The following is a 13,859-nucleotide window of genomic DNA, read 5'->3' as shown; positions in this document are numbered from 1 at the left end:
ATTCCGTCTTCGCGCGACCATCGCACCGCCCCACGGCGCTCGGCGACCGCAAGATCACGCGCATGCCTATTCGACACGATCAGATCAGGGCAGCAACAGTGATGGCATTTCGCATCAAGCTTGCCGGCATGACGGCCAGCATCGCCGCCGCAATGATTGCCGGCGGTGCCTGGCTCCTGACGCATACCGGCGAGGTACGCTCCGCCAAGGCGGAGCAGCCGGCGGCGGTGGGCGATGTCGATATCGCGCAGCAGACCATCACCATGACGGACAAGCAGGCCGGCGCGCTCAAGATCCAGCCGGCCGAGGCGCGCGCCTTCCGCATCGTCAAGCAGGCGGTCGGCTCGATCGACTTCAACCAGAACATGCTGGTGCAGGTGTTCACTCCCAACCCCGGCAAGATCGTCGACACGTTCTTCAACGTCGGGGACACGGTCACCAAGGGCGCGACGCTGTTCACCATCGACAGCCCGGACCTGCTCCAGGCCGAATCCACGCTGCTGGCGAGTGCAGGCGTGCTGGAGCTGCAAAGCCGCACGCTGACGCGCGTCAGGCAGTTGCTGAAGACCGGCGGCGGCGCGCAGAAGGACGTCGATCAGGCTACGTCCGACCAGCAGACCGCGGAGGGCAATTACAAGGCCGCGCGCAACGCCGTGCGCATCTTCGGCAAGACCGACGAGGAGATCGACCGCATCGTCGCCGATCGCAAGGTCGATTCCATCCTGATCGTGCCGAGCCCGATCTCGGGCCAGATCGTCACGCGCAACGCCGCGCCCGGCCTCTATGTGCAGCCCGGCAATGCGCCGGCGCCCTACTCGCTCGCGGACCTCTCGACCATGTGGATGGTCGCCAACGTGGTCGAGACCGACGCACCGGCCTACCACCTCGGCCAATCCGTCGCCGTCAGCGTCCCCGCTTATCCCGGCGAGGTCTTTCGCGGCCACGTCACGACGCTGGGCCTGAACATCGATTCCACCACGCACCGCCAGCTGGTGCGTTCGGTGATCGACGATCCCGCGCACAAGCTGCGCGCCGGCATGCTCGCCGGCTTCGCGATCGAGACCGGAGGACCCAAACAGTCGGTCGCCGTTCCCGTCGATGCCGTGGTGCGCGAGGGCGACGGCAGCATGACGGTGTGGGTGACGGCCGACCGCCACCGCTTCGCGCGGCGCAGCGTCTCGGTCGGCATTGCGCAGGACGGCTGGTACCAGATCCTCGACGGGCTTGCGCCGGGCGAGCTCGTGGCCGCGAGCGGTGCGATCTTCCTCTCGAACAAATTCGCCACTGCGGTCACGGGCTGACCGTGGCGTCACGTGATCCGGCGCGCCGGCCCTGAGTCAAGAGATCGTGGTCAAGAGCATCCTCACCTTCGGCCTGACCCGCAGCGCGATCATCGTGCTCGGCCTCGTCGTGTTCTGCGCGGCGGGCCTTGCCGCCTTCGGCAAGCTGAACATCGAGGCTTATCCCAATCCGGCGCCCGTGATCCTGGAGATCACCGCGCAGGCGCCTGGGCTGTCGGCGGAAGAGATGGAGAAGTACTACACCATCCCGATGGAGGTCGGGCTCTACCCGACGCCGGGCGTGGTCAATATCCGCTCGACCTCGTTCTATGGCCTCTCCTTCGTCCGCGTCACCTTCCGCTACGGCATCGACTATTATTTCGCGCTGACGCAGGCGGCCAACAGCATCCAGCAGAACATCACCCTGCCGGGCAACCAGGTCCCGACGATCCAGCAGTCGAGCCTGGTCGGCGAGATCTACCGCTACCAGCTGGTCGGCCCGCCGAATTTCGGGCTCACCAACCTCCGCACGCTGCAGGACTACGTCGTCGCCCGCCGCCTGATGACGCTGCCGGGCGTGGTGCAGATCAATTCCTGGGGCGGCACCACGAAACAGTTCAAGGTCGATGCCGACCTGCAGAAGCTCGAAGTCTACAACGTCACCGTGCCGCAGCTCGTCACCGCGCTCGGCAACGCCAATGTCAATGTCGGCGGCCGCGAGATCTCGATCGGCCAGCAATCGGTCAACATCCGCGGCATCGGCCTGATCGATTCCGGCGGCGCCGACGACGTCACCAAGGGCTACAAGGTCAGCGACATCGAGAACATCGTGCTGACCCAGTCGAACGGGCTGCCGATCCAGATCAAGGACGTCGCCAAGGTCTCGGTCGGCTTCGTGCCGCGGCTCGGCATCGCCGGCAAGGATAAGCAGGACGACATCGCCGCCGCCATCGTCGTGATGGGTCGCACCCAGCACACCAACGAGATCATTCCCAAGGTCGAGGAGGAGGTCGCCAGGATCAACAGCGACGGCACGCTGCCGCCGGGCGTCAAGGTCGTGCCCTATTACGACCGCTCCTCGCTGGTCGGCGTCACCACGCATACCGTGCTGCACAATCTCGTGTTCGGCTGTCTCTTGGTGTTCGTGATCCAGTGGGTGTTTCTCGGCGACCTGCGCAGCGCGCTGATCGTCTCCGCCAACATTCCCTTCGCGCTGTTCTTCGCCATCATCATCCTGGTGCTGCAGGGCGAGGACGCCAACCTGCTGTCGCTCGGCGCGGTCGATTTCGGCATCATCGTCGATTCCGCCGTGATCATGATGGAGAACATTTTTCGAAACTTCCAATCGAGCGCCGACAGCCGGGCGCGCGTCCTGCAGAATCTCGCCGAGGGCTATTGGGGCACTGACCCGACCGCCCCCACCCACGGCCAGCCGTCGGCCGCGCGCTGGACCGCGCGTCTTCGGATGATCTTTGTCAGCGCGCTCGAGGTCGACAAGGCCGTGTTTTTCACCGCCGCCATCACGGTGACCGCCTTCGTGCCGCTGTTCACGATGCAGGGCGTCGAAGGGCAGATCTTCGGCCCGATGGCCCGCACCTATGGCTATGCGCTCGCCGGCGCACTGCTGGCGACCTTCACGGTGACACCGGTGCTCGCCTCCCTGCTGCTGCCTGAGCATATCGAGGAGACCGAGACCGCCATCGTCCGCGCCCTGCGCCGGGCCTACACGCCGGTGCTGCGCTGGGCGCTCGGCCGCGTGAAGCTTGCGCTCGTCGCCGGCGGCATCTTCCTCGCCCTCTCGACGCTGGCCGCAAGCCGGCTCGGCAGCGAATTCCTGCCGGCGCTGGAGGAAGGCAATTTCTGGATTCGCGCGGCGATGCCGCCGACGATCTCGCTCGAGGCCGGCACCGAGGCGACGCGCAAGATGCGCGAGATCCTGCTCCGCCACCCCGAGATCATCACCGTGGTCTCGCAGCACGGCCGTCCCGACAATGGCAGCGACGCCTCGCCCTTCTCCAACGTCGAGCTGTTCGCGCCGATCAAGCCGTTCGATGAATGGCCAAAGGGCCTGACCAAGGAGAAGCTGACCGAGGCATTGCAGAAGGAGTTCGACGAGGAGCTGCCCGGCGTCACCTTCAACTTCTCCCAATACATCCAGGACAACATTGAGGAAGCGCTGTCGGGCGTGAAGGGCGCCAATTCGGTCAAGGTGATCGGGCCCAATCTCGACGTGCTGGAGCAGACCGCGACCAGGATCATGGACGTGATGCGCGAGGTGCGCGGCGTCGCCGATCTCGGCGTCTTCCACCTGGTCGGCCAGCCCAACCTCGACATCAAGATCGTCAGGGAGAAGGCTGCGCGCTACGGCCTCAACACCGGCGACATCACTGCGGTGGTGCAGGCCGCGCTCGGCGGCACCATCGCCACCAACGTTCTGGAGGGCGATCGTAGTTTTTCCGTCGCCGTTCGGCTCGATCCGAAGTTCCGCGAGAGCATCGACGCGGTGCGCGATCTCAAGGTCGCCTATGCGACGCCGTCGGGGATCAACGCCTACATCCCCTTGAGCGAGCTCGCCGACATCACGCTCGACACCGGCGCGCTGTTCATCTACCGCGAACGCAGCCAGCGCTACATCCCGATCAAGTTCAGCGTGCGCGGCCGCGATCTCGGCGGCACCGTGGCGGAGGCGCAAGCCCGCGTCGCCGAGAAGGTGCAGCTTCCGCCCGGCTACCGCATCGTCTGGTCCGGCGAGTTCGACAATCTGGAGGCGGCGAAGGCGCGGCTGATGGTCGTGGTGCCGGTAACGCTGCTGCTGATCTTCGTGCTGCTCTACAGCCTGTTCAATTCGGTGCGCGACAGCCTGCTCGCGCTCGCCGGCATTCCCTTCGCGGTCGGCGGCGGGCTGATCGCGCTCTATCTCGCCGACCTCGATTTCAGCATCTCGGCCGCGATCGGCTTCATCTCGCTGTTCGGCGTCGCCGTCATGGACGGCATTCTCAACATCACCTATTTCCGCGAGCTGCGTGCCTCCGGCATGAGCATCGCGGAGGCGGTGTTCCACGGCGCCGAGCAGCGCATGCGGCCGATGCTGATGACCGCGCTGTCCGCCGGCGTCGGCCTGTTTCCCGCGGCGCTGTCCCACGGCATCGGCAGCCAGGTGCAGCGGCCGCTCGCAACCGTCGTGGTCGGCGGCATGTTCATCGGTCCACTGCTGCTGCTCGTGGTCGCACCGGCCCTGCGCAAGGTCTTTCTGTCACGGGAGAGAGCGCCGTCACACGAGGACAGCGCGGCCGCCTCGCCGCCCGAAGCGGCCCATTAGGATGGTTGCGATGCGTTGCGTGATGATCAATCGAGGGGCCCGCAAATCACTGCTCGCCAGCGCCGCGAGCCTGCTGCTCGCGAGCTGCGCGGTCGGCCCGAACTTCGAAACGCCGCCGGCGCCCGACGTCTCCCGCTACACGCCGGAGCCGCTCGCCTCGCCCGGCGTCGCGATCGAAGGTCCGCGCGTGCCGCGGCAGCAATTCCTCGGCGGGGCCGACATCCCGGCGCGGTGGTGGGCGGCGTTCCGCTCACAGCCGCTGAACGAACTGATCCGCCTCTCGGTCGAGCGCAATCCGTCGCTGCAGCAGGCGGAGGCCGCGATCCGGGTCGCCAATTTCAACGCGCTGGCGCAGCGCGGCCTGTTCTTTCCGCAACTCGGCGTGAACTACACGCCGTCCGACCAGCAGACGTCCAACAATGCGACGTCCGATCCGGTGAGCTCGCCGCAGAACCGCTACACGCTGCACACCGCGCAGCTCAACATCAGCTTCACCCCCGACATCTGGGGCCAGAACATGCGCGCGGTCGAGAGCCTCGATGCCCAGACCGAGCAGGCGCAATACCAGCTCGAGGCCGCCTACGTCACCCTCACCGCCAACGTCGTCACCGCCGCCATCCAGGAAGCCTCGCTGCGCGGCCAGATCGCCGCAACCGAACGCATCGTCAAGATCGAGCGCGACATTCTCGGCATTCTCAAGACCCAGTTCGAGGCGGGCCAGGCCGCCCAGGTCGACGTGCTGACGCAGGAGACGGCGCTCGCCCAGGCCGAGCAGACGCTGCCGCCATTGCAAAAGCAGCTCGCCGTGCAGCGCGATCTCCTCACCGCGCTCGCCGGGCAATTCTCCGCCGACGAGGTGTTGCAAAAATTTGATCTCCGCCACCTCGCCTTGCCCGCCAATCTGCCGGTGAGCCTGCCGAGCACGCTGGTCGCGCTGCGCCCGGACGTGCGCGCCGCCGAGGCCAATTTGCATTCGGCCAGCGCTCAAATCGGCGTTGCCATCGCGGCGCGGCTGCCGAACCTGACGCTGTCGGGCAATCCCGGCAGCAGCGCGTTCAAGGCCGCGCAGCTGTTCACGCAAGGCACTCTGTTCTACACGGTCGCCGCGAGCGCGACGCAGCCGCTGTTCGACGGTCTCACGCTGTATCACAGGCAGAAGGCCGCGGAAGCCGCGCTCGACCAGGCCGAGGCGCAATATCGATCCGCCGTCATCACGGCGCTGCAGAACGTCTCCGACGCGCTCCGCTCCCTGCAGGCCGATGCCCGCTCCGTCCAGGCCGCGATCAAGGCCGAGACCGCGGCGAAGGCGAGCCTGGACATCGTGCAGAAGCAGCTCGTGCTCGGCCAGATCACGCAAGTGACGGTGCTGAACGCACAGCAGGCCTATTTCAACGCCGCCATCACCCGCGTCCAGGCCGAAGCCACCCGCCTGTCCGACACCGCCGCCTTGTTCATGGCGCTCGGCGGCAGCTGGCCGGCACAATGCACGACGCCGGTCTGGCGGGAGTGTATATTCGCCGATCCGCATGCGGCTGCGATCAAGGTGAGCGAGGCCACGTCGCTATCGCAGTAAGACGTTGCGGACCTTCGGGCGCTACAGACCAGATGCATGTAGATCCAACTGCAAGCCGGTCGCGCAGTGGCGTTCACGCGAAATAGCCGGACACCCCATCCCATAGCAGCTTGAGCGCGGTCACCACCAGCAGGCCGTAGCAGGCGCGAAAGATCTGCTGCTGGTCGAGCCGCCCGTGCAGGCGCCAGCCGAGCCAGACACCGGCGGGAATGGCGAGGAGACAAATCGCCATCACAATCCATTCGTTGCCTGATGGCCTCGTCAGCAGCAGCCAGGGCACCGCCTTGGTGGCATTGCCGACCGTGAAGAACAGGCTCGTCGTTCCCGCATAGACCTCCTTGGTGAGGCCAAGGGGGAGCAGATACATCGCCAGCGGCGGTCCGCCGGAATGCGCGACCATGGTCGTGATACCCGAGGCGAGACCGGCAGCGACCGCTTTCGGCGTCGAACGCGGGCGAATGATCACCTTGGGATCGCCAGAGAACCACAGGCCGACGAAGATCAACGTCACGACTGCCATCACGATGGCGACGGCGCGGTGGTCCAGCACGCGAAACAGCAGATAGCCCACACCGATGCCGATCACGAGCCCGGGCAATAGCAGCACGAGGTCGGGCTTGGACCAGGTCGACGGCTTCCAGTAGCGCAGCGCGAACAGGTCCATCGCGATGAACAGCGGCGCGAGCAGGCCGCCGGCGGTCACCGGGTCCATCACCAAGGACAGCAGCGGAATGCCGACGATGGAGAAGCCGCCGCCGAAGGCGCCCTTCATGAAGCAGATCAGGAACACGCCGGCGAAGGCAATGAGGATGGTGGTGACCGTCAGATCCATGTGCGTCTCCGCGATCACCTCACAATCCGCTCCTTTATGAAGCTTTCCGGCGCGGCGTGTCATCGATCCGGAAAAACACGCGGGGCAGCGCCGAAGGCACGCCAAACGACAATCCGATGAAGGCGAGAAACAGGTCGAAATAACTGAGGTGCATGGTCATGGCTCCGTACGTCCCGGGACGGCCCGGTGCAATTCGACGATTGCCCGGAATATGATCCGATATATTGATCGGTACAATAGCAACATTGATCTCGGTGCAATTCCCCGCGCGCATCCTGCTCACGGGCGCGTCAAAATCGAGCAATTCACGCCGGCGATCCGCTTTGAGGGCAGCGGCTCGCCTTTGGGTGATCAGATCAGCTCATGGCAGAAGCCGTTCGCGGCGATCGACGATGCGGCGAAGCGAAGCCCGTCGCGCGACCGATCGGCTGTTCGCCCGCTCCGTCCAGGCCGCGATCAAGGCCGACATCGCCGCCTTGTTCATGGCGCTCGGCGGCAGCCGGCTGGCCGAACGCAAGACGCCGGTCTGGCGGGAGTGCGCGCTCACGGATAGGCCGGCCCCGACCGCGGAGGCAAACGCCGTCGCTGCGCTAGCTGGCCAAGGCCGTGGCGCCCGCCTGAATGCCGCGGACCGCCGGCAGCGACATCAAGCCGGGTTTGGCGAAGTGATAACCCTGAAACAGGACGATACCGGCTGCCCGCAACGCCGTGAGTTCGGCCTCGCTTTCGACCCCCTCGGCCAGGACGGTGATATCCAGCTCGCGCGCGATCGAGGCGACCCCTGCGACAATGGCCTGCTTGGCATGACTGAGATGGATGTCGCGCAAGAGCTCCATGTCGATCTTGATCAGATTGGGCTGCAGGCGCGCGAGCAAATTGAGGCCGGCATATCCGGCTCCGAAGTCGTCCAAGGCAGTCCAGAAGCCGAGCGCCTTGTACGAGCGAACGATGTTCTCCACATGCGCCGGATCGCTCATGCGTTCATTCTCGGTGAATTCGAACATGAGATTTTGCGCCGGAAAGCTCGCCCGGCGCGCCGCTTCGAGCGACTTCTGGATGCACGCCCTCGGTTCGTACACCGCATTCGGCATGAAATTGATCGAGAGCCGCGCCGTGTGGTCGTCGAACAGCTTGCCTGCCGTTTCGATCGCCATCACGCGAGCAGCCTGGTCGAAACGATAGAGCTGAGCGTCCGTCAACTGACTGAGCACGCTATGCGCGCCTTCGCCGTTGGGACCACGCACCAGCGCCTCATAGCCCCAGATGCGATGCTCCGCGACATCGACGATCGGCTGGAACGCCATCTTGAATTCGAACGGCAGTTCCATCCCGTCGGCGCAGCCTGCGCATTTCACAGTCATCCCGTCCTCCGACCGATATCTCGAAAGCCTACCGCCCCACGTCTTAACGAAGCGAGAAGCACTAGAGCTGTCGCGGCCCAGGGCCGTATCCGCACGGGGTCGAAAATTCCCGGGACTACGACCGGTGTATTCAAATATGTCGTGTTGAAAAATGCCCGTGTCAGCCGCAATTGGTCCGATGAAGCTTTGCCTGAAACGGCGGCAGCTTGCGCAAACGCGCTGAAAATGGTTGCGGCCTCGTCACCAGGCTATCCGAACTGCACGTTCGTTCGCGCAATCGGCATGCAGATTGGGAATACATCGTGTCGCTTTGGGTTTCATTGACGCGCCAGAGCCGTGATACCGCCGCGAAGGGCGAGCAAGTGAGGCTGTCGCTCGCTTTTTGAGCACGGTTCACTTCCGGATTTGCGTCGCGTGGATTGTGTGACGAATTCAAGGACGGATCGGATGTGCGTCAAATCATTCGTAGCCCTGCTATTCATCTCACATCTTGCGATGGTCGCCTCACCGGCGAACGGAGAGACCGGCATCAGTCCGCCGCCTGCGCTTGAGCCGGGCAAGGCGCCTCCACTGCCCGGGCAAGGGCTATTGGCTGCACCCCGTTCACCAGGCCAGATAGGCTTCCCTACGGCTCTGACGGCAGCGGTGACCCCGCCGGCCACTCCGCCTACGCCTGCCGCGGTTGCCTTGGGCCAGAAGCTGTTCTTCGACGTCCGCCTCTCGGGTGACGGCACTGTCGCCTGCGCCACCTGTCACGATCCGGCGCGCGCTTTCACCGACGGCAGATCCGTCTCGATCGGGATCCACGGACGCGTCGGCCAACGCAATTCGCCGACCGTACTCAACGCGCTCTACAACAAGACGCAATTTTGGGATGGTCGGGCTGCTACGCTGGAGCAGCAGGCCGCAATGCCGATCACCAACCCGTTCGAGATGGGCTCGACCAGCCTCGCCGATGCCGCGTCCGGAATCGCCGGCGACAGGGACTATCAGGCACAGTTCATGCTGGCGTTCGGCCGAGGTGTGAACGAACAGGATATGTTGCGAGCCATCACGGCTTACGAACGGACATTGGCCTCCTTCGATTCGCCGTTCGACCATTTCATCGCCGGAGACGACGACGCCGTCAGTGCAGCGGCCAAGCGCGGCTGGGAATTGTTCAACACCAAGGCGCGCTGCAACCTCTGCCACGCCCTCTCGGCCGACAAACGGGACGTGACGACTTTTACAGACAACGATTTCCACAACATCGGCATCGGAATCCTACGCCATCGGGTCGGTCCACTGGCGGAGCAAGCGGAACATGAGCTTGCACAAGGACACCCGCCGGCTCTCGATACTGCGGCGATCACGAGCGAAATGTCTGTGTTGGGGCGCTTTCTCGTCACGAAGCGGCCGGCCGACATCGCGGCGTTCAAAACGCCTGATTTGCGTAACGTTATGGTCACGGGGCCCTACTTCCACGACGGATCGATGCAGACGTTGTGGGATGTCATGGATCACTACAACAAAGGAGACGGTCTCACGGACCCCTGGCTTGACGAGGATATCCAGCCATTGGCCATGACTGAACCGGAAATCGATGATCTGGTGGCGTTCTTGGCTTCGCTGACGAGCGCCCCATACAAGACGGCCGGTGACGAGGAATTCGCGCGGCAATTCGCGGTGTCCAGAACCGATCGCCCACAGCGCGATACCGCGCGGGCTTTCGGCCCGAAGCCGAAGCGGCCGCCATTTTGATTCACAAGCCGCGAAGACGTTCGAATGTGTACAGAAAGAAGCGACGTGACGGACAATCCCACATCGAATGAACCGGTCGAGACGGTCGCGCCGATGGACATATCTCGCGCGGGCGACGGTGGCTCTCCGCGAGGGCTCACGGTGCTGGAGACCAGGAACCTGTCGAGACGCGTTGGACCGCGGCTGCTCGTCCAGGAGATCAATATCCAGGTTTCGGCCGGCGAGATCCTTGCCGTCGTCGGTCCGAGCGGAGCCGGGAAATCGTCGTTCCTCCGGCTGCTCAACCGCCTGGACGAGCCCACGGCCGGCACGGTCTTGCTCAAATCCACGGACTACCACTCAATCGTCCCGCGGGAGTTGAGGCGGCGTGTCGGCATGGTCATGCAGACGGCCTTTCTTTTTCCTGGCACGGTCGCCGCGAACATCTCTTTCGGACCGCGGCAACGGCGGGAAGCCATGGCGTCCGCGCGGATTACGGCACTGCTCGAGCGAGTCGGCCTGTCGGGATTCGCTGACCGCGACGTCGGCCACCTCTCCGGGGGTGAGGCTCAGCGCGTGGCGGTGGCTCGAACGCTGGCAAACGACCCTGAGGTCCTGTTGCTCGACGAGCCGACCTCCGCGCTCGATGAATCGTCCGTGCGCGGGGTCGAAGAGCTGGTGCAGGGAGTTGTTCGGGAACGTCGTGTGGCTTGTGTGATCGTTACCCACAACCGCGAGCAAGCCGCCCGGCTCGCGGACAGGACGATGGTCCTGAAAGCAGGCCGGATGGTCAGGATCGGCGCCACGGGGGAGGTCCTGCATGATGCCTGAATTGCACGTCAGCATAGGTCGCGACGTGATGATGGGGCTGGCCCAGGCCGTCGCCGCCATCGTGCTGTGCGCGGCCGTAGTCGCCCTCTGCCGGTGGCAAGCGGTCCGCGTGGAGCGCGAGGCCGCCATTTCGATGGCACGTGGCCTCGTTCAGATGGTGTTTGTCGGAATGGTTCTGGCCGTGCTGCTGCACGGCAGCTTGATGGTCGGCTCGCTCATCCTGCTGGCGATGATGGTTGCCGCGGCGTTCACGGCCTCCCGCCGCCTCAGGGGAATGAGTGGCGCGCTGCTGCTTTGCTTCTGGGCGATTGCCGCCGGCGCGGGGACGGTGATCGCGGCGATGTTGGCGACCCGAAGCCTTCAGGCGGATATCGCCATACTCGTGCCTGTGGGCAGCATGATCATTGCTAATGCGATGAATGCCTGCGCGCAGGCGGCAGAGCGCTTCCGCGCCGAGATCTTGGCCCATGTCGGCCAGATCGAGGCAGGGCTCTCGCTGGGCGCGGAGCCTGCGGTCACGGTTGCGCCTTATCTTCAGAGCGCTGTCTATGCGAGCCTTCTGCCTCGCCTCGATATGCTCAAATCGCTCGGCCTGGTGTGGATTCCGGGAGTCATGGCCGGCATGATGGTCTCGGGCGCTAGTCCCGTTTACGCGGCGATCTATCAATTCGTCATCGTTGCCATGATCCTGGCGGCGTCAGGTATCACCGGCCTTGTCGCCACCGTTCTGATGCGCTCGCGGGTATTTTCTTCAGCAGCGCAATTGGTGCTCCGGCCCACAGAGGTGTCGACGTCAAGCTAGCCGCGCGACATACGCCACTGACCCGCGGCTCCGTTGGTGCTCGGGCGGCCGCGTCGCCTTCAAGGTTGCGGCTCGACGTCCGAAGATCGAGCGACCGCAAGTCATTCGCAATAGCTGGTGAGGAAAGCCCGCTTCTCGGATTGACGCCAATCAATGCTCCTTCACGTGCGAGCCTGCCAGGGGGCTTCGGAGTTGGAGACGTGGAGGGACGTCAATGAAGAGGCTCAATACCAGGCTGACTGCAATCTTCATCGCGCTGGGGCTATCGGTCGTTTCGAGTCACACCGCATCCGCAGCGAACTGCGTCGGCAATTGTGGTCAGATCAACACCGTCGATGGAATTGTCTCATTGCCGCCCGACGGGTCCGGCTTCTATCGCTGGATCTCGACCTACAACGGGACCGGTGGCGCTGGGCAGCTCAGTCGTACCGATTTTTCCGTCGACAATTCGGGAGCTACAAACGGCAGCGTTTACACGACGAGTCCATTCACGGCAGGCGCGAACACGATCCTCAACTACAATTTCAACTACGTGACCTCGGACGGACAGGCCCAGGCGGGTCAGTTCATCTACAAGGACTACGCCTGGGCTCAACTGCGGGATGCAACCTCACATCAGGTGATCGCGACCTTGCTCACCGCGCGAACCGAACCCGCACCTGCCTCGATTATTCCGGGCGCAGAGCTCGGGCCGGTGAACGCCGGCCTGACGCCCGGTTCGGTCCCTATCATTGCAGGCGCTCCCAACTGGTCTCCTCTGGGACCCACCTACAACAATACGTGCTGGGGCGATGGTTGCGGCCACACAGGCTGGGTGAACTCCAAATACACGATCGGGCCGGCAGGCACCTATGTTCTCGTGTTTGGAGTCACGAATTGGGGCGACACTTTATGGGACTCCGGGCTTGCCTTCAGTGGATTGACGGTGGGCGGCCAGCCCTTGCCCGGTGAGCGTGAGGACGAACCCATCACAGGCATTCCCGAACCCTCCACCTGGGCCATGATGCTGATCGGCTTCTGCAGCCTCGCTTTCATGGCATATCGTCATCGCAACAGCGCAGTGCTCGCGGCCTGACCATCGAAGGACCGAAATGCGAGAAGGCGCCTCGAAGCAGCCTTTCGTTGACTTCCGATCTTCGCCCGCACCCCATCGCTGCCGGCGGCCGTGGTCTCCGGGCCGCTCATCATGCTGTCGCGTTCGCGAGATGGTCCGATACCGTCGAGATGAACGCGCGAAGACGCCCAAGACGCCGTAGGTCCCGGTGGTATCCCATCCAAATGTCTCGCGCGGGCGGCGGCGTCGGCAGGTCCAGTCTGCGGATACCCGGGATCTGATTGCCGACCACGCGAGGTAGGACAGCGATGCCGACGCCTTGCCTGCACATGCGCCCCTGGACGTTGCGGTTGTTCGATCGCAGGACCGGTCTTGCGTTGGGGAAACTCTCGATGAGCCACGCGATGTCGGGGAAGTGGGGCGTGGATGGCGTGATCAACCGGAAACCAGTCCCATCGCCATATTTGGGATCAGCCGCCTCCTCCGCGATGTAGACGCCGTATTCGACCCTGAAGAGCCGCCGCTGAACGACATCGGCAGTGTCGAACGGAACGGCACGAAAAGCGACTTCGGCCTCCCGCTGGGCGAGGCTGAACCGGCGCGTGCCGGTCAGGATTTCAACGTCGACATTGGGGTATGCGTTCGAGAAGTCAGCCAGGATGGGAGGCAGGACATAGGCCCCGAACCAGTCCGTCGATGAAATGCGCAGATTGCCTTTGAGATTCTGCTCCCGCCCCGCAAGCCGGCGCTGCATGGCCAGCGCGCCTTCTTCCATTTGCTCGGCCAGCGCGATGATCCCGTGGCCCTCATCGGTCAGAACAAGACCGTCCGCCGTGCGCTGGAAGAGCGTGTGACCGATTGCCTGCTCGAGTGCGCGAAGGCGCCTGCCGACGGTCGGATGGCTTGTCTGAAGCGAACGCGCGGCGCCGCCGAGCGTGCCGGATCGCGCAATGGCAAGAAAGATTCTGACGTCACTCCATTCCATCGCGACCACCCGCACAAAACTGAACGCGGAGAGTACATTTATGTCAGTTAAAGAACAAATCTAAGCACCTAGATCCCCGCCAACGTCTGGTGCGTCCTTCTAG

At 64.2% G+C, this 13,859-nt stretch carries 12 protein-coding genes; 7 read left to right on the top strand and 5 right to left on the bottom strand.

Annotated features, from left to right (window positions below; genetic code table 11):
• Positions 1–101: 101 nt before the first annotated feature.
• From G8O24_RS04620 to G8O24_RS04610, 3 genes are read left to right on the top strand one after another with little or no spacing between them, the layout of a single operon-like run.
• The gene (locus G8O24_RS04620) at positions 102–1,301 is read left to right on the top strand and encodes an efflux RND transporter periplasmic adaptor subunit (protein WP_244645735.1); all 1,200 of its coding nucleotides are present in this window, start codon (positions 102–104) and stop codon (positions 1,299–1,301) included.
• 46 nt (positions 1,302–1,347) lie between these two features.
• Entirely contained in the window at positions 1,348–4,599 is a 3,252-nt protein-coding gene (locus tag G8O24_RS04615; protein WP_188096899.1) for an efflux RND transporter permease subunit, read from the top strand.
• Between the two features lie 10 nt (positions 4,600–4,609).
• Positions 4,610–6,172, top strand: a complete 1,563-nt coding sequence (locus G8O24_RS04610; protein ID WP_244645734.1) for an efflux transporter outer membrane subunit — start codon at positions 4,610–4,612, stop codon at positions 6,170–6,172.
• A gap of 73 nt (positions 6,173–6,245) precedes the next feature.
• Here G8O24_RS04610 and G8O24_RS04605 read toward each other — a convergent pair whose 3' ends face one another.
• From G8O24_RS04605 to G8O24_RS04590, 4 genes are read right to left on the bottom strand one after another with little or no spacing between them, the layout of a single operon-like run.
• Complete coding sequence (locus tag G8O24_RS04605; RefSeq protein WP_188096896.1) at positions 6,246–7,004, bottom strand: sulfite exporter TauE/SafE family protein; 759 nt, start codon at positions 7,002–7,004, stop codon at positions 6,246–6,248.
• Between the two features lie 34 nt (positions 7,005–7,038).
• Complete coding sequence (locus G8O24_RS04600) at positions 7,039–7,308, bottom strand: hypothetical protein (protein ID WP_188096894.1); 270 nt, start codon at positions 7,306–7,308, stop codon at positions 7,039–7,041.
• 57 nt (positions 7,309–7,365) lie between these two features.
• Positions 7,366–7,551: a hypothetical protein gene (locus G8O24_RS04595; RefSeq protein ID WP_188096891.1), complete on the bottom strand. Its 186-nt coding sequence runs from the start codon at positions 7,549–7,551 to the stop codon at positions 7,366–7,368.
• Between the two features lie 43 nt (positions 7,552–7,594).
• A complete protein-coding gene (locus G8O24_RS04590) occupies positions 7,595–8,365 on the bottom strand; it encodes an EAL domain-containing protein (RefSeq protein ID WP_188096889.1) in 771 nt (256 codons plus the stop codon).
• A 687-nt stretch (positions 8,366–9,052) separates the two neighbouring features.
• On the opposite strand from G8O24_RS04590, the gene G8O24_RS04585 reads away from it, so the two are divergent.
• The 4 genes from G8O24_RS04585 to G8O24_RS04570 all read left to right on the top strand — a co-directional run bounded on the left by G8O24_RS04585 (position 9,053) and on the right by G8O24_RS04570 (position 12,792).
• The gene (locus G8O24_RS04585; protein WP_244645733.1) at positions 9,053–10,105 is read left to right on the top strand and encodes a cytochrome-c peroxidase; all 1,053 of its coding nucleotides are present in this window, start codon (positions 9,053–9,055) and stop codon (positions 10,103–10,105) included.
• Positions 10,106–10,150: 45 nt separating this feature from the next.
• Positions 10,151–10,915, top strand: a complete 765-nt coding sequence (locus tag G8O24_RS04580; protein ID WP_311972280.1) for an ABC transporter ATP-binding protein — start codon at positions 10,151–10,153, stop codon at positions 10,913–10,915.
• Positions 10,905–11,717, top strand: a complete 813-nt coding sequence (locus G8O24_RS04575) for an ABC transporter permease (protein WP_244645732.1) — start codon at positions 10,905–10,907, stop codon at positions 11,715–11,717. The genes G8O24_RS04580 and G8O24_RS04575 overlap by 11 nt, the downstream gene beginning before the upstream one ends.
• A gap of 214 nt (positions 11,718–11,931) precedes the next feature.
• Positions 11,932–12,792 (top strand): NF038132 family protein, encoded by an 861-nt coding sequence (locus tag G8O24_RS04570; RefSeq protein WP_188096885.1) that lies wholly within the window; start codon positions 11,932–11,934, stop codon positions 12,790–12,792.
• A 109-nt stretch (positions 12,793–12,901) separates the two neighbouring features.
• Here G8O24_RS04570 and G8O24_RS04565 read toward each other — a convergent pair whose 3' ends face one another.
• On the bottom strand, positions 12,902–13,756 hold the full coding sequence (locus tag G8O24_RS04565) for a LysR family transcriptional regulator (RefSeq protein ID WP_188096883.1): 855 nt from the start codon (positions 13,754–13,756) through the stop codon (positions 12,902–12,904).
• Positions 13,757–13,859: the final 103 nt, after the last annotated feature.

The sequence above is a fragment of the Bradyrhizobium campsiandrae genome (assembly GCF_014529705.1).
Taxonomy (GTDB): domain Bacteria; phylum Pseudomonadota; class Alphaproteobacteria; order Rhizobiales; family Xanthobacteraceae; genus Bradyrhizobium; species Bradyrhizobium campsiandrae.
Note: the sequence above shows the minus strand (reverse complement) of the source record. Positions and strands in the feature narration are given on the sequence as shown.